Raw genomic sequence first — 21,152 nt, 5'->3', positions numbered from 1 at the left:
CCACATTCCAAGGGTTAACCCAGCCAGACCCCCTCCTCCCAGAACTCCAACAATCCGACCCCACCCAGGGTGCATTCGTCCCTGGACTGCGAGCTGAGTCTGTCAGCCCGATGTCGAACCCACAAGTGTTTGAGGAGTTTTGATGCGTCAACCTACCCGTCTTTGTGCCGCCCTGGCCGTCGCCTTCGGCGGCTTGGCCGCTGGCCAAGCATTTGCCCAAGAAACCAAGCAGCAACTGGAGCGCGTGGAAGTCACCGGATCGTCGATCAAGCGAGTTGCCGCCGAAGGCGCGCTGCCGCTGACCATCGTCACCAAGGAAGACATTGCTCGCACCGGTGCCACCACCGTGCAGGACTTGGTCAATCTGGTGCCCTCGAACTTTGGCGGCGCGGTCGCCAACAATAACGTCGGCGCCACCGGCAATGCGTCAGAGGCCAATCTGCGCGCCCTGGGCTCCAAGTACACCTTGGTGCTGTTGAACGGTCGTCGCATTGCCAATTTCGCATTCGGCAACAGCCCCGTGGATCTGAATTCGATCCCGCTGGCCGCTGTGGAACGCGTGGAAATCCTACGCGACGGCGCATCGGCCCTGTACGGTGCCGATGCCGTGGCTGGCGTGATCAACTTCATCATGCGCAAGGACTTCCAGGGCGTGGAGATCCAAGCCGGCCTGGCCAAGACCGCCAACAAGGGCGCCGATGGCCGCAATGCCTCGATCGCCGCGGGTTTTGGCGACTACGACAAGCAGGGCTTCAATCTGGTCCTGACCGGCAGCTACGAGCACATCGATCGGCTCAAGGCCGTACAACGCCCCTTCGCCAATTCGGGCATCCGTCCCGAGCTGGGCGTTGCCCAAGTGTCCACGCGCAACGGTATTCCCAACCTGAATTTCACCGACACCCGGGGCAATGAGTACACCGGCGTCAACCCGCTGCGCTACAACGGCTGCAATTCTCCTGCGTTCGCGTTGGCCAATGTCGGCGACCCGACCCAGTGCGCCACCGATTACGTCAAGTTCATTGACCTGGTGCCCGAGCAGACCCGCGCGGCCTTCAGCGGCCGCCAGATCATCAAGCTGAATGCCGATCATCAACTGGTGCTGGAGTACATGCACACCCGTGACCGATCGCAGTCCTTCTACTCGCCGGCACCCTATACCGAGGTGGTCCGCTTCCCGTTCGCAATCCGTCCGGGCACGCGCTTCTACCCCACCGCCATCACCCTGCCCAAGGGCATGACCCTGCCAGCCGGCTACATCATGCCCAATGGCAGCGTGCTGGCTGCCGACACCGTGCTGGGCGCCGACATGCAGGTCACGCCGGCCGGCAATCTGTCGGGTCGCTGGCGCACGGTGGCCGGTGGCGGCCGCTCCGACATCACCGAGACCGAGAACGACCGCTTCATGATCGGCGCCAACGGAAGCATCGGCGGCTGGGACTACGACGCCGCCGTCGTGATGTCGAAGAACAAGGGCGAGATCTACTTCGGCCCCGGCAAGTTCAGCTACGCCAAGCTGCAGCCGCTGCTGGACAGCGGCAACATCAACATCTTTGGCCCGCAAGATGCCACCAGCCAGGCCCTGCTCGACTCCGCCCTGATCAGCGGCCAGCGCCAACAGACGGCCAAGTCGCGCTCGACCGAGTTTGACTTCCGCATGTCGCGCGAGCTGATGGCCACCGCCAACGGCCCCTGGGCCCTGGGCATGGGCGCCAACTACCGCCAGGAGCTGATCGACCAGGTCTCAGAGCCGGTGCTGGCCAGCGGCGACGAGGTCGGTGGCGACGGCGCCATTCCCAGTGTCTCCAGCGGCCGCAAGGTGGCCGGCGTTTGGGCAGAGACGGTGTACCCCGTAGCCAAGGGCTTCGAGCTGACCGGCGCGGCCCGCTATGACAAGTACAAGAACGACTTCGGCACCAGCTTCAATGCCTTCAGCCCCAAGGCCAGCGTGAAGTTCCAGCCTATGCGCGAACTGACCCTGCGCGGCTCGGTGGCCAAGGGCTATCGCGCCCCGACCCTGTACGAAAACCTGCGTCCTCTGTCGACCTCGAACAACACGGCGTCGAACTGGTCGGACCCCATCCGTTGCCCGAACGGCGTGCCTATCAACAACACGGCCAACCCCGTCGAAGAGGTTCAGGATGAATGCAACATCCAACTGGCCGCTGGCTTCTCGGGCAACCGCAATCTGAAGCCTGAGAAGTCAACCCAGTTTGCCTTGGGCCTGGGCTTCTCGCCGACCCCCTCGATGACCTTTGCGGTCGACTACTGGAACGTCGATATCAAGGATCCCATCGTGCCGAAGTCGGAGGCTCAGGTGCTGGGCAGTCCGGTGCAGAACAAGGACTACATCTACCGCTACGACCCGCGCATCACGGACCCCGCTGCGTTGGGCAGCCTGAACAACCCGATCAAGGGCAGTCAGAACCCGGATTTGCCGATCGCCTACATCTATCTGCCGTTTGAGAACACTGCCAAGACCTACGCCTCGGGTGTGGACTTCAGCGCGCAGTTCCGCTTCAACGCGGGCGAGATGGGCAAGTTCGCGGTGCTGTATGACAGCACCCTGTTCGTGACCCATGGCTACCAGTACACCGGCTTGGCCAAGACCAGCGATCTGGGCAAGTTCAAGGACTTCGGTTCGGCCCCGCGCTACCGTCATGCCGCCACCCTGCAGTGGAATATGGGCAAGATCGGCGCCAGCCTGACGAACAACTACACCGCAGCCTATGAGGACTACACCGACTCGACCTTGGTCGGCGCAGACTACCCGTTGGTGCGCAAGGTCAAGGCCAACGTAACCTGGGACATGCAGCTCACTGGTGAAGTCATGAAGGGCCTGGGCCTGACCTTCGGCGTCAAAAACCTGCTGGACAAGGATCCGCCAGCCTCGCGCAACAGCCTGTACTTCCAGGTGGGCTTCGACCCGACCTATGGCAACCCGATTGGCCGTCAGTACTACCTGAACGCGAAGTACTCGTTCTAAGCGAACTTCGGTCCTTAAAGGCCCCGCTTCGGCGGGGCCTTTTTCATTCCGGCTTACAGCACCCTTTGCAACGCGGAACGCCAGACTGCGCGTGGATCCACTCCAGGCGAAAGACCGGGCGCGAATCGCCGCTCCACCGCCAACCCCCCGCCCTCACCCCAGACCCCTGCCTGCAATCCCGCCAGTCGCGCGGCACCCAAGGCGGTGGCTTCCAGATTGCGCGGCCGCAGCACCGGCACGCCCAGCACATCGGCCTGGAACTGCATCAGGAAGTCATTGGCGCAGGCGCCGCCGTCCACGCGCAGCTCGCTGAGGCGAATGCCTTCCGCAGACGCGTCGGCTTGCATCGCATCCAACAAGTCGGCCGACTGAAAGGCAATGGACTCCAAGGCCGCGCGGGCGATATGGGCTTGGGTGCTGCCACGTGTCAGCCCCAAGATGGCGCCGCGGGCGTCGGGCTTCCAATGCGGCGCGCCCAGCCCGGTGAAGGCCGGCACGAAAACCACGCCACCGCTATCGGGCACCGAGCGCGCCAGGGCCTCAACCTCGTGGCTGGCGCCAATCGCATGCAAGCCATCGCGCAACCACTGCACCACCGCGCCACCGATGAACACACTGCCCTCCAGCGCGAACTGCGGCTGCGCGCCCACCTGCGCAGCACGGGTGCTCAGCAGGCCGTGGGTGGAAGCCAGCGCCTGCGCGCCGGTGTGCATCAGCAAGAAGCAGCCCGTGCCATAGGTGTTCTTGGCCTGACCTGCCTGCACGCAGCCCTGGCCGAACAGGGCCGCCTGCTGGTCCCCCGCCACGCCGCCGAGGCGGATCGAACCGCCGAGCAGGGTGGTGTGGCCAAAGTCGGCCGCCGAGGGGCGGATCTCCGGCAGCAGGGCGCGCGGGATTTCAAAGAGACGCAGCAGGTCCTCGTCCCACTCGCCGCTGTGCAAGTTCATCAAGAGGGTGCGGCTGGCGTTCGTCACGTCGGTGGCGTGAACGCGGCCCTCGGTGAGGTTCCAGATCAGCCAGCTGTCGATGGTGCCCACGGCCAGCTCGCCCGCTTGCGCCCGAGCGCGCCATTCGGGGTGCTGGTGCAGCCAGGTGGCGATCTTGGTGGCGCTGAAATAGGGGTCCAGGGTGAGGCCGCTGCGGGCCCGCACCAGCGCCTCATGCCCTTCTGCCTTGAGCCGGGCGCAGTCCTCCGAGGTGCGCCGGTCCTGCCAGACGACGGCACGGGTCAGCGGGCGGCCGCTGGCGCGCTCCCAGATCACCACGGTCTCGCGCTGGTTGGTCAGTCCGATCGCAGCAACTTGCGCCGCATCCACACCGCTCAGCGCCTGCCGCGCGGTCGCCAACTGGCTGCGCCAGATCTCTTCAGCGTCATGCTCCACCCAACCCGGCTGCGGGAAATGCTGCTCGAAGGGTTGTTGCGCCTGCGCCAGGTTTTCGCCTGCGGCATTGAACAAAATGGCGCGCGAGCTGGTGGTGCCCTGGTCGAGAGCCAGCACTAAAGAATCCATCATTCATCCCCTCACAATGATCGGCATGCAGGATTCCAACATGCTTGACGCCTTGGTAGTCGGTGGTGGCATCAACGGCGCGGGCATCGCCCGCGATCTGGCCGGGCGCGGCCAGTCCGTGATGCTGGTCGAACGGGATGACTGGGCCAGTCATACCAGCAGCGCCAGCAGCAAGATGATCCACGGCGGGCTGCGCTATCTGGAGCAGTACGCCTTCGGCCTGGTGCGCAAGAGCCTGCAGGAACGGGAGCGCCTGCTCAAGGCCAACCCGCATCTGATGCAGCCGCTGCGCCTGGTGCTCCCACATGACCCGGCCCAGCGCCCGCGCTGGATGATCCGCCTGGGCCTGTTCTTCTACGACCACCTGGCGCCGCTGGGGCTCTTGCCGGCTTCAGGCAGCGAGCAGCTGGCCGGCCAGCCCTATGGCGAACCGCTGCAGGCGCGCTTCACCCATGGGTTTGCTTACTCCGATGGCTGGGTGGACGACGCCCGTCTGGTCTGGCATTGCGTGCTGGATGCGCGCCAGCGCGGCGCCCGGGCCCAGAGCCGCTGCGCGCTGGTGAAGGCCGAGCGCATCGACGGGGCCACTCCGCATTGGCGCGCCACCCTGCAACCCGAGGGCGCTGCGCCCTTTGAAGTGCAGGCGCGGGCACTGGTCAACGCCGCCGGCCCCTGGGCCGCCGAGCTGCTGGGCCAGGCCTGCGGCGAGGCCCGCCCCCCGGCCTTGCGCTGGGTGCAGGGCACGCACATCGTCATTCCACGGCGCTGGAACCACGGCGCCGGCTACCTGCTGCAGAACCCCGACGGCCGCGTGCTGTTCGCGCTGCCCTACCAAGACGACTTCACCCTGCTGGGCACCACCGATCAAGAGATCACCCAGCTGGGCCGGCGCGCGCAGGCACAGGACGGCGAGGTGGACTACCTGTGTGAGCAGGCCAGCCGCTGGCTGCGTGAGCCCGTCACCCGCGCCGACATCCGCTGGCAGTTCGCCGGCATCCGCCCCCTGCTGGCCGATGAAGCCGACGACCCCAAGGCCATCACACGGGACTACCGGCTGGACCTGCTGGCCGCACCGGGCCAGGCCGCGCGCCTGGATGTCTGGGGCGGCAAGATCACCACCTTCCGGCTGCTGGCCGAACAGGCGGCCGACCTGATCAGCCCCCTGCTGGGCGGTGGCAAGGCCTGGACGCTGAATGCCAGCCTGCCCGGTGGCGACTGCGGCCCGCTGCCCGCCTTCATCGAACAGTTGCGGCGGGAGTTTCCGCATCGTGACCCGCAGTTGATCCGCCGCTGGGCCCTGGCCCATGGCAGCCGCGCGCGGGCGCTGTTGCAAAAAGAGCCCGGCACCGAAGTCGTCCCGGGCATTAGCAGCGCCGAACTGCAAGATGCGGTCGAGCACGAGGACGTGAAGAGCGCCGACGACTTCCTGTGGCGACGCAGCAAGCTGGGACTGCGCCTCAGCACGGAACAACGCGACGCGGTCGAGCGCGCCGTTCAAGCATTGATGCGCTGAACCCCGGGCAGCTCGCAGGCCATCACCGCATTGCGCAAGGCGGCAATGGCCTCATAGCGCGTGAAGCTGCGCCGCCAGGCCAGCACCACACGGCGGCTGGGCACCGGGGCGCTGAAGTTCAGCATGTGCAGGTGCGAGGCCTCGCGCGGCACCGAGAGTTCGGGTAGCACGGTGATACCCAGGCCAGAGGCCACCATGTGCTTGATGGTTTCCAGCGAGGAGCCCTCAAAGCTCTTCTGAATGCCCTCGGCGCCGCTGGCAAAGCGCGCAAACTCGGGGCAGACCTCCAACACATGGTCGCGAAAGCAATGGCCATTGCCCAGGAGCAGCAGGGTCTCGCGCTTGAGCTCCTCAGCACTGATGACCTGGCGCGCAGCCAGCGCGTGACCGGCCGGCACCACCACGCGAAAGGGTTCGTCGTAAAGCGGCGCCAGCGCCAGCCCGGTGTCGGGGAAGGGCTCGGCCAGGATGGCGCAATCCAGCTCGCCGGTGCGCAACATCTCCAAGAGCTTGACCGTGAAGTTCTCCTGCAGCAGCAGCGGCATCTGCGGCGTGCGTGCAATCACCTGACGCACCAGGGCCGGCAGCAAATAGGGACCGATGGTGTAGATGACACCCAAGCGCAACGGCCCGGCCAGCGGATCGCTGCCGCGCTTGGCAATCTCGCGCATCAATGCGGCTTGCTCCAGCACCACCTGAGCCTGACGCACCAGCTCCTGACCGAGCGCCGTCACGCTCACCTCATTGCCACCCCGCTCGAAGAGCTTGACGTCCAGCTCCTCTTCGAGTTTCTTGATGGCCACGGACAGGGTGGGCTGCGAGACATGGCAGGCCTCGGCGGCGCGGCCGAAATGACGCTCGCGCGCCACGGCCACCAGATAGCGCAGTTCGGTCAGGGTCATCCTAGATATGGCAGTTGATTGCGCCCGAGGGCCTGGCGAGGCGGGTTGCTGGCAAGGCGCGAGCCCGCAGCGGGCCATCCGCCCGCAAGGGCGAGCAACGCCGCCAGCGGCCCGAAGCGCCAGACCAGCGGGCGCAAAGCGTTGGCAGTAGTAAGGTGAACGAGTTTGTGAGAGCAAGCCATCGATGCGCTTGACCTTTCATGCGGCAGCAAGCGGTCAGCTGCCAGATCTAGGATCAAGGGCGCAAGCCTACACTGCGCTCCCCTTGAGATTTCAGCGACGAGCCCGCCCATGTCCGAGCGCAAACCCGTCACCCTGCACCGCCTGCAAGAGATGCACGCCAGCGGCGAGAAAATCGCCATGCTGACCTGCTACGACGCCGCCTTCGCCCATGTGCTGGATCAGGCCGGTGTGGACATCCTGCTGGTCGGTGATTCCCTGGGCACGGTGCTGCAGGCCGAAAGCACCACCACCCCGGTGCAGCTGGCCGACATGGTCTATCACACCCGACTGGTCGCCCGGGGCAACAAGACCGCCTGGCTGCTGGGCGATCTGCCCTTCGGCAGCTACCACGAGAGCCCTCAGCAGGCCTGGCGCAGCAGCCTGGCCCTGATGCAGGCCGGCGCCCATATGGTGAAGCTGGAATGCGGCGATTGGGCGGTGGACACCGTGCGCTTCCTGACCGCGCGCGGCATCCCGGTCTGCGCCCACCTGGGCTTCACGCCCCAAACCGTTTCGGCCCTGGGGGGCTTCAAGGTGCAGGGCCGTGGCGCCGCGGCCGAGCATGTGAAGGAGCAGGCCCGCGCCTTTGTCGAGGCCGGCGCGCAGATGCTGCTGTTCGAAATGATCCCGGCCGCCCTGGCGCGCGAGATCACGGCCTGGAGCCCGGTGCCGGTGATCGGCATCGGTGCCGGCCTGGATTGCTCAGGCCAGGTGCTGGTGCTGCACGACATGCTGGACATCACCCCCGGCCGTCGTCCGCGCTTTGTCAAGAATTTCATGTCGGGGACCGACTCCATTGCCGGGGCCGTGGCGCGCTATGTGGCCGAGGTCAAATCCGGCCAGTTCCCCGATGAGGCGGTGCACGCCTTTACCTGATCCATGCGTTTGATTCACAGCATTGCCGAACTGCGTTCGGCAGTCGGCGCCGGTCGCGCCGCCTTTGTGCCCACCATGGGCAATCTGCACGACGGCCATCTGGCCCTTGTGGCGCGGGCGCGTGAGCTAGCACCACAGGCCCCCGTGGTGGTCAGCTGCTTCGTCAACCGCCTGCAGTTCCTGCCGCACGAAGACTTCGACCAGTACCCCCGCACCCTGCAAGCCGACTGCGAGCGCCTGGCCGCGCAAGGCGCCTGCGACTTCGTGTTTGCGCCATCCGAGGCCGAGCTCTATCCCGAGCCGCAGGGCTTCAAGATCCAGCCCCCCAAAGAGCTGGCCGATATCCTGGAAGGTCAGTTCCGCCCCGGCTTCTTCACCGGCGTGTGCACCGTGGTGGCCAAGCTGTTCCAAATCGTCCAGCCCCAGCTCGCGGTGTTCGGCAAAAAGGACTATCAGCAGCTGATGGTCATCCGCCGCATGGTGGAGCAGATGGCCATGCCCATCGCCATTCACGGTCTGGACACCGCACGCAGCCCTCAAGGGCTGGCACTGTCGAGTCGCAATGCGTATTTGAGCGAGGCGCACAAGGTCCAGGCCCTGCAACTCAGCGCTGCCCTCAAGGCCTTGATCGCCGAATGGCAGAACGGCCTGCGCGACCGCGAGCGCATGGAGGGCGAAGCCATCGACCGCCTGGCCGCCCAGGGCTGGCAACCCGACTACCTGACCCTGCGCTGCCAACACGACCTCAGCCCCGCCCGCGAGGGCCAGGCTCTGGTGGCGCTGGGGGCAGCCCGTTTAGGCAGCACGCGGCTGATTGACAACATCGAGGCCTGAGGCAGAGCCACTATGGTCAACGCGTGGCATGTCCACGCGTTGTGCCGCTCTCCTTCCCTCTTGATGTCCCTCCATGAACGCCTTGCGTCTCAGCACCGCGGCCTTATTTCCCTTTCTTTTGGTTGCCTGCGGCGGCGGGGGAGACGCAGCGCCGCCCTTGGCTTCGGCACCCAATCCTCTGCCCAACGCGCCCACGCAACTCTGCAGCACCGCCGGACTCGCAGAAGCGGCCATGCGCACCCAACCTGTGGTCTGCATGCTGACCAGCCGGGGCGAGATCGTGATCGAACTGCAGCCCCAAGACGCCCCCATCACAAGCACCAACTTCTTGCGGTACGTCGACGCGCAGTTCTACAACAACACGCTCATCCATCACATTGAGAGTGACTTTGTCTTTCAAGGCGGGCGCTACTCCCCCGGCGGCATTTACAAGCCACCGCTGTTCCCCAACATTCGACTTGAAGACCTCTCGACCTTGACCAACGCGCGCGGCATGGTATCGATGGCACGCGGAGACGCCTATGACTCGGCCAACGCCCAGTGGTTCGTCAACGTCCGCAACAACCCCGGCCTGGACGGCACCCGAGCCCAACGCGGCTATGCGCCCTTTGGCTGGATCATTTCCGGGCTGCCGGTGGTTGATGCCATCAAGGTTGAGCCCGTCTACCCGGGCACCAGCCTGCCGCGCACCGAGGTGTTGGTGTACTGGGTCAAGCGCGCCAACTGAGCACGCCTCTCGGCCATGGGGACAATGCGCCCCATGGCCCTCTACACGCTCTCCGACTTTGACTACGCACTCCCGCCGGAGCTAATTGCCCAGCACCCGGCGGCGGAACGCAGCGCCTCGCGCCTGCTGGATGGCCGGGGCCATACACCGGTCGATCGCGTGTTCCGCGAACTGCCCGGCCTGCTGGCACCCGAGGATTTGCTGGTCTTCAACGACACCCAGGTGATCAAGGCGCGCCTGCACGGGCGCAAGGCCAGCGGTGGCACGGTGGAGGCCCTGGTGGAACGGGTGCTGCCAGGCACCCACGAGGTCTGGGCCCATGTGCGAGCCAGCAAGTCGCCCAAGCCCGGCAGCCAGTTGCGACTGGCCGATGCCTTTGATGCCGAGGTGCTGGGGCGCTGTGGGCCGGATGGCGGGATGTTCCATCTGCGCTTTGAGTCCGACCCCTTCGCACTGCTGGACCGCTTTGGCCATGTGCCGCTGCCGCCCTACATCGAGCATGGCGATGGCGCCGAGGATGTGGAGCGGTATCAAACCGTCTTCGCCGCCAAGCCAGGCGCGGTGGCCGCGCCCACGGCCTCACTGCATTTCGACGCGGCCCTGCTGGCCGCCCTGCCCTGCCCGCGCGCCCATTTGACCCTGCATGTGGGCGCCGGCACTTTCCAGCCCGTGCGGGTGGAAAACATCGCCGAACACCGCATGCACAGCGAATGCTTCGAGATTCCGCCCAGCACGGTGGAAGCCATCGCGGCCTGCCGCGCCCGGGGCGGCAAGGTCACCGCCGTGGGCACCACCACCCTGCGCGCACTGGAGTCCGCCGCGCGCAGCGGCACGCTGCAAGCCGGCGCGGCCGAGACCGAAATCTTCATCACCCCGGGCTTCGAGTTCCGCGTGGTGGACCGCCTGATCACCAACTTCCACCTGCCCAAGAGCACGCTGCTGATGCTGGTCAGCGCCTTCAGCGGCTACGCGCACATGAAGGCGCTGTACGCTCATGCGGTGCAGCAGCGTTACCGCTTCTTCAGCTATGGGGATGCAATGCTGCTGGAGCGCCGTACCGAAGCATGAAGCCCCACCCCGCGAATACCGACGCCTTCGCTCACAGCAGCTTCCCAGCCCATGGCCGGGTGGAGCTGCGGGCGGAATGGCCCTGGATGTACAGCCGCGCCGAGGGGCCCTTCAATCTGGAATTGGTGCAGGCCCTGGGCGCCCTGACCCAGCAGCAGTTCATCGCCATGCGGGCCCGGGGGCCCTGGGTGTTGATGGCTCGCTTTTTCGGCAGCGCCCTCGTCACCGCAGAGGCCCTGGGGGCCTTCACACAGATGCTCCAGCAGGTGGAGGCGGCGGGGCTGGCGCCGTTGGCGGTGGCCCATGTCGTTCCGCCCGAGGTGGAGGCCGCCGAACTGATGGAGGCGCCCTTTGTGCGCTGCTTTGCGCAGGCCGGCACCCCATTCCAGCAGTTTGCCGACGAAGGTGCGGCGCGAGCTTGGCTGCAAGCCAAGCTGGACAGCGTCTGATCAGGCCTCGCCCGTCAGCAGCGGCATGCTGCCGCCCGAGTCCTTGCCGATCAGCCCGCTGCGCACATAGACGCCCAGCTTGTCGCGGGTGTCGGCAATGTCCAGATTGCGCATCGTCAACTGGCCGATGCGGTCCAGCGGCGTGAAGGCAGCGTCCTCCACCTTCTCCATGCTCAAACGCTCGGGCGCATAGGTCAGGTTGGGGCTCTGCGTGTCCAGCAGGGTGTAGTCGTTGCCGCGGCGCAGCTCCAGCCAGACCTCGCCGGTGATGGGGCGCGCCACCCAGCGCTGGGCGGTTTCGCGCAGCATCAGGCATTGCGGATCGAACCAACGGCCCTGGTAGAGCAAACGCCCCAGCTGGCGGCCATTGGCGCGGTACTGCTGGATCGTGTCCTCGTTGTGAATGCCGGTGACCAGGCGCTCGTAGGCGATGTGCAGCAGGGCCATGCCCGGGGCCTCGTACACGCCGCGGCTCTTGGCTTCGATGATGCGGTTCTCGATCTGGTCGCTCATGCCCAGGCCATGGCGGCCACCGATGCGGTTGGCTTCCAGGAAGAGCTCCACCGGATCGGCGTACTCGCGCCCATTCAGGGCCACCGGCACACCCTCTTCAAAGCGCACCGAGACCTCTTCGGCCTTCACCGCCACCTCGTCCTTCCAGAAGGCCACGCCCATGATGGGATTGACGATGCGGATGCCCTTGTTCAGGAACTCCAGGTCCTTCGCCTCGTGGGTGGCGCCGAGCAGATTGCTGTCGGTGCTGTAGGCCTTCTCGACCGACATCTTGTAGTCAAAGCCGTTGGCGACAAGGTACTCGCTCATCTCCTTGCGGCCGCCCAGCTCGTCGATGAAACGCTGGTCCAGCCAGGGCTTGTAGATCTTCAGCGCCGGATTGGCCAGCAGGCCATAGCGGTAGAAGCGCTCGATGTCATTGCCCTTGTAGGTGCTGCCGTCGCCCCAGACGTTGACGCCATCCTCCTTCATCGCCACCACCAGGGCCGTGCCCGTCACGGCGCGGCCCAGGGGCGTGGTGTTGAAGTAGGTGGCCCCGCCGGTGGAAATGTGGAAGGCTCCGCACTGGATGGCGGCAATCCCTTCGGCCACCAGTTGGGCACGGCAGTCGATAAGCCGCGCAATCTCGGCCCCATAGGCCAAGGCCTTGCGGGGGATCTCGTCGTAATCGGCCTCATCCGGCTGACCCAGATTGGCGGTGTAGGCGCAGGGTACGGCGCCCTTGGCTCGCATCCAGTGCACAGCGGCGCTGGTGTCCAGGCCACCGGAAAAAGCGATGCCGACGCGCTGGCCGACGGGGATGGATTGCAGGATGGTGGCGGACACGGGCGCTCTTTCGTGTGGGGTACCGGGGAAACCCGGTACTTTAGGGGCTGGCTAGGTCGAGTTGCGTTCGCCGCTGGCGGAGGCCAGATAGGTTTTCAGCGCGGCAATGGCATGGCGCACCTTGGCGGGTTGGGCATCGCGCTGGGGCACCACCGCATAAATGGGCAACACGGGCAGGGGCCACTCCGGCAGCAAGCGCAGCAGCCGCCCGGCCTGCACGGCGCCCGCCACATCCTCCAGGCTCAAGACCGCCAGACCCTGACCCGCCTCGCACAGTTGCTGCAGGCTCAGCTGGTTGTTGCAGCTGATGCGAGGGCGCAGGGTCAGCGACAAGCCGAAAGGCGCCGAGCGGGCCTCACAGTCCTCGCCCAGCATCAGCCAATCCGCATCCCGCAAATCATCCATTTCGCGCGGAAGGCCCAGTTGCGACAGATAGCGGGGCGCGGCGAACAGACCCATGCGCTTCTCGCCGATGCGCTGTGCGGTCCAGGGGCTGTCGGGCAATCGCCCGAAGCGGATCGCCAGGTCGATGCGACGGGCCAGCAGGTCGGTGAAGCGGTCCTCCACCTCCAGGTGCAAACGCAGGTTGGGATGGGCGCGCAACAAGGCGTCCAAAGCCGGACCGAGGTGCTTGGCAAAGCCCACCGGAGCGCTGATGCGCAACTCGCCTTCGGGCGCGTCGCGCGCCTGGGCCAGTTGCTCCTGGGCCTGGGTGGCGGCGGCCAACATGGCTGCGCATCCAGCGTGAAAGCGCGCGCCCTCGGTCGTCAAGGCCAGGCGTCGGGTGCTGCGATGCAGCAGCGTGATCCCGAGGTCACGCTCCAGCGCGCGCAACTGCTGGCTGACAGCCGACGTGCTGGTCTGCAGCTGCCGCGCGGCCGCCCCCAGGCTGCCGTGCTGCACCACGGTGGCAAAAACGGCCATGCGGCGAATCTGATCGAGCATTGTGAAGTTCTACTAATCAATGAACGTATTTTCCGAGGACTTCTCTGCGCATTGTGAAGTCAGAACAATTCAACCCATCGCAACCGACAGGCCCAAGCGGCCAGAAAGAACCCCATGAAAGTCGTCCTCATTGGTGCCACCGGCTTTGTCGGCTCCGCCCTGCTGCAAGAACTGCTGGCGCGCGGGCATCAAGTGCTGGCGCTGGCCCGCAACTCCGCCAAGCTGGCGCCTCAAGAAGGGATGCAGGCCCTGCAGGCTGATGTGATGGACCCCGAAGCGGTGGCCGCCGCGGCCGCGCAGGCCGACGCGGTGATCAGCGCCTTCAACCCCGGCTGGACCCATCCGGCGCTGTATGAGGACACCGTGCGTGGCTATGACGCCATCGCGCAAGGCGTGGCCAAGGCCGGCCGCCGTCTGCTGGTAGTGGGCGGAGCCGGCAGCCTGTATGTGGCCCCCGGCCTGCAACTGGTGGACACCCCCGAGTTCCCGGCCGAATGGAAGGCCGCCGCCCTGGCCGCCCGCGAGGTGCTGAAGCGCCTGCAAAGCAACCGCCTGGGCCTGGCCTGGAGCTATGTCTCGCCGCCGGCGCATCTGGTACCCGGCGAGCGCACCGGCAACTACCGACTCGGTCAGGATGATTTGCTGACCGATGCCCAAGGACATTCGAGCATCTCCGTGGCCGACCTGGCCGTTGCCCTGGTGGACGAACTGGGAGCCCCCGCGCACCAGGGCAAGCGCTTCACCGTGGCCTACTGATCCGTATTGCGCCAATCGATGCGACCCTGGGTCGCATCGGTCAGGCGCTGGCGCAGGGCCGCCACCTGGTCCTCAGGCGCCTGCCAGTGGAGCAGGGCCAGGCTGCCGTGCTCAGCCAGCTCGATCTCGATACCTGCTGCAGCCAGCTCCCGCCGCAGCACGCCCTCCAGCGCATAGGGCACGGCCGCCGCCAGGGCCACGCGGCGCACCAGCGCCACACGCGGCGCGCCCTGTAGGGCCTGCGAGACCGCATCGCCGTAGGCGCGCACCAAGCCGCCGGCCCCGAGCTTGACGCCGCCGAAGTAGCGCACCACGGTCGCCAGCACCTGCTCCAGCCCTTGATGGCGCAGCACCTCCAGCATCGGTCGGCCGGCGGTGCCACCCGGCTCGCCATCGTCATTGGCGGCACTTTGCCCCCCCGCCAGCAAGGCCCAACACACATGGGCCGCTTGCGGATGTTGGGCGCGCAACTCAGCCACGCGTGCCACCGCCATGCTGCGGTCGGTCGCCGGCTCCACGCAAGCGATGAAGCGGCTCTTCTTGATCAAGGTTTCGGCCTGTGCAGGCGCGGCCAGGGTATCGGGCATTGAAAAAATTGTCGCAGGCTTGAATCCAAAGCCAGGGGCTGGCGCATCCAAGCCGCATCATTCACCCCACTTTGGAGCCCTCGTGGACACCCTCGAACTGCGTCACATCCTGCCCTTCCTGATTCCCATCGTGGCCCTGCTGATCCCTATCGTGGCCATCATTGCCTACTACGTGAACAAGACGCGGCACGAAGAGGCCGTCCACGAAACCGTGCGCCGCCTCAGCGCAGCGGGTCAGCCCATCCCTCCGCAGTTGCTGGATGGCAGCGCCTTTCGCGGTGAGGACAGCGCGTCGCCGCGCAACACAGCCACCACGCAGTTGCGCAGCGGGGTCATCAATTTGGCGGCAGGCCTGGGCCTGATGGGCATGTTTGCCGTGATGCGGCCGGGCTCGTGGCTGTGGGCCATCGGCCTGGTCCCGGTGTGCCTGGGCCTGGGCTTCCTGTTGCTGTGGAAGCTGGAACCCCGCACGCCCCAGTGATCGAACAGGAGTCGGCGTGGGTCGCCGCTGCGCAAGCGGGCTCTCGGCCCTCCTTCGAAGCCCTGGTGCGGCGGCACCAGGGCTATTTGCGCCAGCTGCTGCGTCGGCTGTGCCGCCATGAGCATCAGCTGGCCGATGACCTCGCCCAGGAAGCCTTCTGCAACGCCTGGTTGGGCCTGCCGCAGTTTCGCGGCGAGGCGCGTTTTCGCAGCTGGCTCACTCGATTGGCCTACAACGCCTACTTGCAACACCGGCGTCGGCGACGCGAAGAGCCCGTGGATGATGGTGAGACCGATCCTTCAGCCGGCGCCCCCCCCGATGGGGCCTTGCGCCTGGACCTGGAACGGGCGCTGGCGCAGCTGCGCGAGCCCGAGCGCGAGGCCTTGCTGATGTGCTGCTATGCCGAGCTGTCGCACGCCGAGGCCGCTGCCGTGCTGGGCTGGCCGCTGGGCACGGTCAAGACCCAGGTGCTGCGCGCGCGCACCAAGATGCGAACTTGGCTGGCCGATTGGAGAACGCCATGAATGACGCCGAACTCGATGCCCTGTTGCGCCAGGATGCCCAGGGGCTGGATGCCGAGGCCGCGGACTTCGCCACCCGGCTGATGCCAAGCCTGCCCTCGCAGGCTCCGGCTCGCCGCGCGCCGAGCCGACCTGTGGCGCTGCAAACGCCTGCTCTGGCCGCTGTGGGCCTGGGGCTGGGCGCCCTCTGGCTGGAGAGCATGCCGCTACTGGGCGGCCTGCCCGCACTGGACCTCAGCCTTGCAACCCTGCTGATGTTGGGTCTGCTGGTCTGGTGGTCGGTGCCGCAGTCGCCCGGCAGTGCCTGGCACTGAAACGGGCTTCAGCGCGTGATCACATAGCTGCGCGCCAGCGCCGGGCCCAGCGTGCGCTCGGCCAGGCGCTCCACGGTGCCATCCTGCAGCAGGCTGCGTGCGGCCTGGCGCAGGCGCTCACGGTCGGCCGCCGTCACGCGTGCCCGCGAAAGGGCCCAACCACCATCCGCACTGTGCTCGGGCCACCAGTCCTTCAGCACCTCATGCTCCTCGAACACAGCACTGCTGCTGTAGAGCTCCATCGGGAAGGCCAGCACTGCATGGACCCGACCCACCCGAAAGGCGCGCAGCAGGCTGGCCTTGTCGGCACTCTCGCTGACCCGCCCCTGGGCGCGCAGCTTGTCCACCCACTGCTGAACCACGGCCGCATAGGCGCCGCCACGCACCACACCCAAGCGCAGGGCAGGGTCGGCGTTGAAGGCCGCCAAACTGGGCGTGGACTGGGCTTGGGCGCGCCCCATCAACAACTGAACGCGACTGCGCGCAAAGATCAGGAACTCGACCTGCTCTTCCCGTTCGGGCGTGCGCAGTGAGGAGGCCGCAATATCAATTTCGCCCCGCGCCATCGCCGGCCAGATGCGCGCCGGATTGGCCACCTGCACGTCCAACTGGCAGCCACTGCGTTCGCGCATGGCCTGCAGCAGGTCAACATCCAGCCCGAATTCCCGCCCTTGCGCGTCGCGCTCGAAAAGGCCGGGATAGACCACGAAGGCGAAGCGGTAAGGACCACAGGCTTGCGCCTGCGCCATGAAGAACAGTCCCACCAGCAGCCAGAGCACCCGCATCGAAACCTCCGCCGCTGCAGTGTAGGAGCCCGCAACGACACCAGCACGCACGCGCACTGACACCGCGACAATCGCTCCATGCTGCAATTCGAACTCTTGCGCCAAGAAGGCGCCGCCCGCCGTGCCCGCATGACGCTCAACCACGGCGTCGTCGAGACCCCCATCTTTATGCCCGTGGGCACCTACGGCACGGTCAAAGGCGTGATGCCCCGCGACCTGGAGGGCATGGGCGCGCAGATCATCCTGGGCAACACCTTTCACCTCTGGCTGCGTCCTGGCCTGGATGTGATGAAGCAGTTCGGTGGCCTGCACCGCTTCGAAGCCTGGAACAAACCCATCCTCACCGACAGCGGCGGCTTCCAGGTCTGGAGCCTGGGCGCGATGCGCAAGATCAGCGAGGAGGGCGTCAAGTTCGCCAGCCCCATCAACGGCGACAAGCTGTTCCTGACCCCCGAGGTCAGCATGCAGATCCAGACCGTGTTGAACAGCGACATCGTCATGCAGTTCGACGAATGCACGCCCTATGAAACCAAAGGCCGGCTGACCACCGAGCGCGAGGCGCGCGCCAGCATGGAGATGAGCCTGCGCTGGGCCAAGCGCTGCGCCGACGAGTTCGCGCGCTTGGAGAACCCCAATGCCCTGTTCGGCATCGTGCAGGGCGGCATGTTCGAAAACCTGCGCGACGTCTCCGCCGCCGGCCTGAGCGAGCTCAACTTCCCCGGCTACGCGATCGGTGGCCTGTCGGTGGGCGAGCCGAAAGAAGACATGAAGCGCATCCTGGCGCACACCGCACCCTTGCTGCCCACCCACAAGCCGCGCTATCTGATGGGCGTGGGCACGCCGGAAGACCTGGTGGAGGGCGTGGCCAATGGCATCGACATGTTTGACTGCGTGATGCCCACCCGCAATGCGCGCAACGGCCATCTGTTCACCCGCTTTGGCGACCTGCGCCTGCGCAACTCGCGCTACAAGACGGACGAGAGCCCGATCGACCCGACCTGCAGTTGCGTGGCCTGCGCCAGCTTCAGCCGCGCCTACCTCCACCACCTGGATCGGTGTGGGGAGATGCTGGGCCCCATGCTGACCAGCATCCACAACCTGCACTACTACCTGAACCTGATGCGCGAAATTCGCGCGGCGCTGGATCAAGGTCAGTTCGCGGCCTGGCGCGCCCAGTTCCACGCGGACCGCGCACGCGGCGTCTAGGGCCTTTTCACACTAGGCGAGGCCACGCGGAAGAGCCCGGCTCAGGTCGTCAACGGCAGCATCACCCAGGCCGTGGTGCCTTGGCCGGGCTGGCTTTCCAGCTCCACCACGCCGTCCATCAACTGACAGAGCTCGCGCGCGATGGCCAGGCCCAGGCCGGCGCCCAGCCGCGCACCGCTGGGGTCGGCGCGCCAGAAGCGCTCTCCTGCCCGCGCCAGGGCCTGCGCATCCATGCCGATGCCACGATCACGAATCGCCACCGCAGCGCGACCCAGGCGCTCCTGCACCTCGACCTCCACATCCTGCTCTGAGAACTTGTAGGCGTTCGACAGCAGCGCGCGCAGCACCTTCTTCATCAAAGTGAGGTCCACGTAGACCAACAAGGGCCGCGCGCCCAGTCGCAGCTGAGGCGCAAGCCGTCCTTCCGCGGGTTCCCAATCCGCCAAGGCCTGCTCGACCAAGGCGCGCAGATCCATGCGCACCCGGTCCAAATCCGCCCGGCCGCGTGACTCGATGCGCGCCAGGTCGAGCAGATCATTGGTGATCCCAACCACTGCCGCGCATTGGCGATGGACCTTCTGCAAATAGCCACGGGCGCGCTCGGCCGGCATGTCGCGATACAGCAGCAGCTCGATGTAGCCATAGATGGTGGCCATGGGCGTTCGCAACTCATGGGCGGCGGTGCTGATGAACTCGCTCTTCAGCGCGTCCACAGCCATCTCGGCACTGACATCGCGCAGCTGCAGCAGGGTCTGAATGCCACCATCGCCCCGCCCGGGGTGGCTGCTCAGCTGCAGCACCCGCGGCTGCGGCCTCTGCTGCTGGAACAGCGTCGGCGCCCCCAGCTCGGGTGCGGGCAACGTGGGATCGCCATGCAGGTCCTGCAGTTGCCGCAGCCAATCCGACAGCGGCAGGTTGTACGAAACCTGGGCCAGCGCTGGGCACAGCGTGGACAGGGCCGGACTCACATAGCGCAATCGACCCTCCGCACCAAAGGCCATATAGGCATCCGGGCTGGCGGCAAAGATGTCCGCCAGTTCGGCCTGGGCGCGCTTCAACTCATCAATGTCCTGCAGCGCACCCGCCATGCGCACACGCTCGCCGTCGCGCCATACCCGCGCGCGCGAACGAAACCAGCGGTACTCACCGCCAGGCATGCGAACCCTGAACTCCGCCTCGTAACGCGACAGCTCGGAAATAGCACGGCTCAAATTGGCCATCAAGGGTTCACGATCACGGGGGTGGACCGTCTCCAAAAACAAGGAGGTGTCGGTCATGGCCTCCTGCGGCTCCAGGCCCAGCAAGCGATAGAACTGCGGCGACCACCAGCCCGAGGGTTGACTCACGTCGGGCCAGTCCCACAGTCCGTCGCTGCCCCCTTCCAGCGCCAGGCGCAAGCGCTCATCGACGCAGCGCAACGCCTCCTCCGAGCGCGCCAATGCTGCCTCCAAGGTCGCTGACCGGTGGCGATCCCGACGTCGTTCCCGGATCAACCACGCCATGCCCAGGCTCAGCAGGCCCAGCGCGCCCAGCAACAGGATTAGCAGCGCCGGGTGCATCAGCAGGGAGTCAGAAGAAGTCCACTCCACCTTCGCTGGACTGCTGCTGCCCGACGCGCTGGCGCTGCTGCGCCTCGGCCTGCTCGGCCGCTGAGCGTGCGGCCGCCTGCTGCGCCTGCGCCAACTGTTCGGCCACCTGCTCGTCATTGCCCAGACGGAAGCTGGACAACACCTCGGCCAGTTGCACCGCCTGTTGCAGCAGGTCGTTGGCGATCTGGCCACTGCGTTCCGCCACATCGACGTTTTGCGCCGTCACCGCATCCAACTCCTTGACCGAGGCCGTTACCACATCGATGGAGGCCGCGTGTTCGGCCGAGTCGGCGGTCAGGTTCTCAAACACCTTGCCCACACCTTGCACCGCCCCCACCAACTCGTCCATCGCCCCGCCGGCCTCGGTGGCCAGTTTGGTGCCGCGTTCTACGGTCTCCAACGAGGCCTGGATCAGGCTCTTGATTTCTTTGGCGGCCTCGGACGAGCGCCCGGCCAGCATGCGCACCTCGGTGGCCACCACCGCAAAGCCACGCCCCGCTTCGCCGGCCCGCGCGGCTTCCACCGCGGCATTCAGGGCCAGGATGTTGGTCTGGAACGCGATGCCATCGATGGTGCCAATGATGTCGGTGATACGACGCGAGGACACGTCAATTTCGCGCATGGTCTGCACCATCTGCCCAACGACCGCGCCGCCCCGCTGCGCCATCGCGCCGGCGGTGCCGGCCATATCCTTGGCCTCGCGCGAGGCACGGGCCGACTCCTGCACGATCACATTGATCTGCTCCAGGCTCATCGCCGCATCGCGCAGGCCTTGGGCCGTGCGATCGGTGCGGCCGCGCAACTCGGTGGCACTGCCGCCCACCTCCTGCGCCGCGCCCTGCACCGAGGAAATCGCATCACGCACCTGGCGCAGCGCGGCCGCCATGCGTCCCTGCACATGCTTGAGTCGCAGGCCCACTTTGGACTCGGCCCGCACCACATCCAGATTCAGCCGAATCGGACCATCCCGCCCCATTGCGTTCACCAGGAACTCCAGCTCGAAGCGCTCGGCCGCCTCGGCCGCCATGCGCCGGGCAATCAGACTGAGGGCCAAGGCCAGCACAATCAAAAAGCCACCGGCCCACAGGGCCTTGAAGCCTTCCAGCCACAACTCGCCCAGGACATAGGCCAAGGCGCTGACCACGATCGGACGCCAATCTCGATAAGGCAGCATCAGACACAGGGTCACCGGCATCACCGAATCCAGCGCCGCCACGCCCACGCCACCCACCTCACGCCAATGGTGCTGTCCCAGCACCAGCAACACATTCAGCAACCCGAAGCCGCAGCGCGCCAGCAAACCCGAGTCACTGCGCAGCCACAGGAACAAAGCGATGCCGCCACAGATCAGGGCCAACATCAGCGCCGCCCCCATCTGGTTTGCGGCATAGCCCAGGCCGGTCGCCAGCAGGCCGTTGACCAGGGTGAGGAAGAACATCGGCCGGTCGTTGAACTTTGCGCCGGCATTCAAGGCTGGATGTGCGTTCAAGAATCCCCCGCTTTGGCGAAGCATCGGCTCACTCGATGCGATGGTCGATGCTAGCC

Annotated in this window: 20 protein-coding genes; 12 read left to right on the top strand and 8 right to left on the bottom strand. The window is 66.3% G+C overall.

Annotated elements, in window-relative coordinates; translation table 11 throughout:
* Positions 1-142 precede the first annotated feature (142 nt).
* Positions 143-2,983, top strand: a complete 2,841-nt coding sequence (locus FF090_RS02410; RefSeq protein WP_138855211.1) for a TonB-dependent receptor plug domain-containing protein — start codon at positions 143-145, stop codon at positions 2,981-2,983.
* A 53-nt stretch (positions 2,984-3,036) separates the two neighbouring features.
* Here the strand turns inward: FF090_RS02410 and glpK are convergent, their stop codons facing one another.
* A complete protein-coding gene (gene glpK, locus FF090_RS02405) occupies positions 3,037-4,494 on the bottom strand; it encodes a glycerol kinase GlpK (RefSeq protein ID WP_138858265.1) in 1,458 nt (485 codons plus the stop codon).
* A 25-nt stretch (positions 4,495-4,519) separates the two neighbouring features.
* Here glpK and glpD point away from each other — a divergent pair, with 25 nt between their 5' ends.
* Positions 4,520-6,007, top strand: a complete 1,488-nt coding sequence (gene glpD, locus FF090_RS02400) for a glycerol-3-phosphate dehydrogenase (protein ID WP_246071493.1) — start codon at positions 4,520-4,522, stop codon at positions 6,005-6,007.
* On the opposite strand, the gene FF090_RS02395 is transcribed toward glpD, so the two are convergent.
* The gene (locus tag FF090_RS02395; protein ID WP_138855209.1) at positions 5,989-6,909 is read right to left on the bottom strand and encodes a LysR substrate-binding domain-containing protein; all 921 of its coding nucleotides are present in this window, start codon (positions 6,907-6,909) and stop codon (positions 5,989-5,991) included. The two genes, glpD and FF090_RS02395, sit on opposite strands and share 19 nt — an antisense overlap.
* A gap of 291 nt (positions 6,910-7,200) precedes the next feature.
* Between FF090_RS02395 and panB the strand changes: the two genes are divergently transcribed.
* From panB to FF090_RS02370, 5 genes are all read left to right on the top strand, one after another.
* Positions 7,201-8,007: a 3-methyl-2-oxobutanoate hydroxymethyltransferase gene (gene panB / locus FF090_RS02390; RefSeq protein ID WP_138855208.1), complete on the top strand. Its 807-nt coding sequence runs from the start codon at positions 7,201-7,203 to the stop codon at positions 8,005-8,007.
* Positions 8,008-8,010: 3 nt separating this feature from the next.
* Complete coding sequence (gene panC / locus FF090_RS02385) at positions 8,011-8,841, top strand: pantoate--beta-alanine ligase (RefSeq protein WP_138855207.1); 831 nt, start codon at positions 8,011-8,013, stop codon at positions 8,839-8,841.
* Positions 8,842-9,073: 232 nt separating this feature from the next.
* Positions 9,074-9,568 carry a peptidylprolyl isomerase gene (locus FF090_RS02380; protein WP_175423478.1) on the top strand — a complete coding sequence of 165 codons (495 nt, stop codon included), beginning with the start codon at positions 9,074-9,076 and terminating at the stop codon, positions 9,566-9,568.
* 33 nt (positions 9,569-9,601) lie between these two features.
* The gene (gene queA, locus FF090_RS02375; protein WP_138855205.1) at positions 9,602-10,636 is read left to right on the top strand and encodes a tRNA preQ1(34) S-adenosylmethionine ribosyltransferase-isomerase QueA; all 1,035 of its coding nucleotides are present in this window, start codon (positions 9,602-9,604) and stop codon (positions 10,634-10,636) included.
* Complete coding sequence (locus tag FF090_RS02370) at positions 10,633-11,085, top strand: hypothetical protein (protein WP_138855204.1); 453 nt, start codon at positions 10,633-10,635, stop codon at positions 11,083-11,085. Before queA ends, FF090_RS02370 begins: the two co-directional genes overlap by 4 nt.
* Here FF090_RS02370 and argG read toward each other — a convergent pair whose 3' ends face one another.
* Both argG and FF090_RS02360 read right to left on the bottom strand, forming a co-directional pair.
* Entirely contained in the window at positions 11,086-12,423 is a 1,338-nt protein-coding gene (gene argG, locus FF090_RS02365) for an argininosuccinate synthase (RefSeq protein WP_138855203.1), read from the bottom strand. It lies immediately after the preceding gene.
* A gap of 51 nt (positions 12,424-12,474) precedes the next feature.
* Positions 12,475-13,368, bottom strand: a complete 894-nt coding sequence (locus tag FF090_RS02360; RefSeq protein ID WP_138855202.1) for a LysR family transcriptional regulator — start codon at positions 13,366-13,368, stop codon at positions 12,475-12,477.
* Positions 13,369-13,482: 114 nt separating this feature from the next.
* On the opposite strand from FF090_RS02360, the gene FF090_RS02355 reads away from it, so the two are divergent.
* Positions 13,483-14,124 (top strand): NAD(P)-dependent oxidoreductase, encoded by a 642-nt coding sequence (locus tag FF090_RS02355; RefSeq protein WP_138855201.1) that lies wholly within the window; start codon positions 13,483-13,485, stop codon positions 14,122-14,124.
* Here the strand turns inward: FF090_RS02355 and FF090_RS02350 are convergent.
* The gene (locus tag FF090_RS02350) at positions 14,118-14,711 is read right to left on the bottom strand and encodes an IMPACT family protein (RefSeq protein ID WP_138855200.1); all 594 of its coding nucleotides are present in this window, start codon (positions 14,709-14,711) and stop codon (positions 14,118-14,120) included. The genes FF090_RS02355 and FF090_RS02350 overlap by 7 nt on opposite strands.
* 82 nt (positions 14,712-14,793) lie before the next feature.
* On the opposite strand from FF090_RS02350, the gene FF090_RS02345 reads away from it, so the two are divergent.
* From FF090_RS02345 to FF090_RS02335, 3 genes are read left to right on the top strand one after another with little or no spacing between them, the layout of a single operon-like run.
* Positions 14,794-15,192, top strand: coding sequence for a DUF6249 domain-containing protein (locus FF090_RS02345; RefSeq protein WP_138855199.1), 399 nt, complete (start codon positions 14,794-14,796; stop codon positions 15,190-15,192).
* Positions 15,162-15,716: an RNA polymerase sigma factor gene (locus tag FF090_RS02340; protein ID WP_175423477.1), complete on the top strand. Its 555-nt coding sequence runs from the start codon at positions 15,162-15,164 to the stop codon at positions 15,714-15,716. The genes FF090_RS02345 and FF090_RS02340 overlap by 31 nt, the downstream gene beginning before the upstream one ends.
* Entirely contained in the window at positions 15,713-16,027 is a 315-nt protein-coding gene (locus tag FF090_RS02335) for a hypothetical protein (protein WP_138855197.1), read from the top strand. The genes FF090_RS02340 and FF090_RS02335 overlap by 4 nt, the downstream gene beginning before the upstream one ends.
* An 8-nt stretch (positions 16,028-16,035) precedes the next feature.
* On the opposite strand, the gene FF090_RS02330 is transcribed toward FF090_RS02335, so the two are convergent.
* On the bottom strand, positions 16,036-16,812 hold the full coding sequence (locus FF090_RS02330) for a substrate-binding periplasmic protein (RefSeq protein ID WP_138855196.1): 777 nt from the start codon (positions 16,810-16,812) through the stop codon (positions 16,036-16,038).
* 78 nt (positions 16,813-16,890) lie between these two features.
* Between FF090_RS02330 and tgt the strand changes: the two genes are divergently transcribed.
* Complete coding sequence (gene tgt / locus FF090_RS02325) at positions 16,891-18,018, top strand: tRNA guanosine(34) transglycosylase Tgt (RefSeq protein WP_138855195.1); 1,128 nt, start codon at positions 16,891-16,893, stop codon at positions 18,016-18,018.
* Positions 18,019-18,059: 41 nt separating this feature from the next.
* Here the strand turns inward: tgt and FF090_RS02320 are convergent, their stop codons facing one another.
* Positions 18,060-19,577 (bottom strand): sensor histidine kinase, encoded by a 1,518-nt coding sequence (locus tag FF090_RS02320; protein WP_175423476.1) that lies wholly within the window; start codon positions 19,575-19,577, stop codon positions 18,060-18,062.
* Between the two features lie 10 nt (positions 19,578-19,587).
* On the bottom strand, positions 19,588-21,078 hold the full coding sequence (locus tag FF090_RS02315) for a methyl-accepting chemotaxis protein (RefSeq protein WP_175423475.1): 1,491 nt from the start codon (positions 21,076-21,078) through the stop codon (positions 19,588-19,590).
* Positions 21,079-21,152: the final 74 nt, after the last annotated feature.

Origin of the sequence: Inhella inkyongensis (genome assembly GCF_005952805.1) — a bacterium.
GTDB classification, from domain to species: Bacteria; Pseudomonadota; Gammaproteobacteria; order Burkholderiales; family Burkholderiaceae_C; genus Inhella; species Inhella inkyongensis.
Note: the sequence above shows the minus strand (reverse complement) of the source record. Positions and strands in the feature narration are given on the sequence as shown.

Excerpts from the sequence above, each read along its gene's own strand:
- FF090_RS02410 (WP_138855211.1), top strand. The coding sequence starts at position 143 with ATGCGTCAACCTACCCGTCTTTGTGCCGCCCTGGCCGTCGCCTTCGGC.
- glpK (WP_138858265.1), bottom strand. The coding sequence starts at position 4,494 with ATGGATTCTTTAGTGCTGGCTCTCGACCAGGGCACCACCAGCTCGCGC.
- glpD (WP_246071493.1), top strand. The coding sequence starts at position 4,520 with ATGCAGGATTCCAACATGCTTGACGCCTTGGTAGTCGGTGGTGGCATC.
- FF090_RS02395 (WP_138855209.1), bottom strand. The coding sequence starts at position 6,909 with ATGACCCTGACCGAACTGCGCTATCTGGTGGCCGTGGCGCGCGAGCGT.
- panB (WP_138855208.1), top strand. The coding sequence starts at position 7,201 with ATGTCCGAGCGCAAACCCGTCACCCTGCACCGCCTGCAAGAGATGCAC.
- panC (WP_138855207.1), top strand. The coding sequence starts at position 8,011 with ATGCGTTTGATTCACAGCATTGCCGAACTGCGTTCGGCAGTCGGCGCC.
- FF090_RS02380 (WP_175423478.1), top strand. The coding sequence starts at position 9,074 with ATGCGCACCCAACCTGTGGTCTGCATGCTGACCAGCCGGGGCGAGATC.
- queA (WP_138855205.1), top strand. The coding sequence starts at position 9,602 with ATGGCCCTCTACACGCTCTCCGACTTTGACTACGCACTCCCGCCGGAG.
- FF090_RS02370 (WP_138855204.1), top strand. The coding sequence starts at position 10,633 with ATGAAGCCCCACCCCGCGAATACCGACGCCTTCGCTCACAGCAGCTTC.
- FF090_RS02360 (WP_138855202.1), bottom strand. The coding sequence starts at position 13,368 with ATGCTCGATCAGATTCGCCGCATGGCCGTTTTTGCCACCGTGGTGCAG.
- FF090_RS02355 (WP_138855201.1), top strand. The coding sequence starts at position 13,483 with ATGAAAGTCGTCCTCATTGGTGCCACCGGCTTTGTCGGCTCCGCCCTG.
- FF090_RS02350 (WP_138855200.1), bottom strand. The coding sequence starts at position 14,711 with ATGCCCGATACCCTGGCCGCGCCTGCACAGGCCGAAACCTTGATCAAG.
- FF090_RS02335 (WP_138855197.1), top strand. The coding sequence starts at position 15,713 with ATGAATGACGCCGAACTCGATGCCCTGTTGCGCCAGGATGCCCAGGGG.
- FF090_RS02330 (WP_138855196.1), bottom strand. The coding sequence starts at position 16,812 with ATGCGGGTGCTCTGGCTGCTGGTGGGACTGTTCTTCATGGCGCAGGCG.
- tgt (WP_138855195.1), top strand. The coding sequence starts at position 16,891 with ATGCTGCAATTCGAACTCTTGCGCCAAGAAGGCGCCGCCCGCCGTGCC.
- FF090_RS02320 (WP_175423476.1), bottom strand. The coding sequence starts at position 19,577 with ATGCACCCGGCGCTGCTAATCCTGTTGCTGGGCGCGCTGGGCCTGCTG.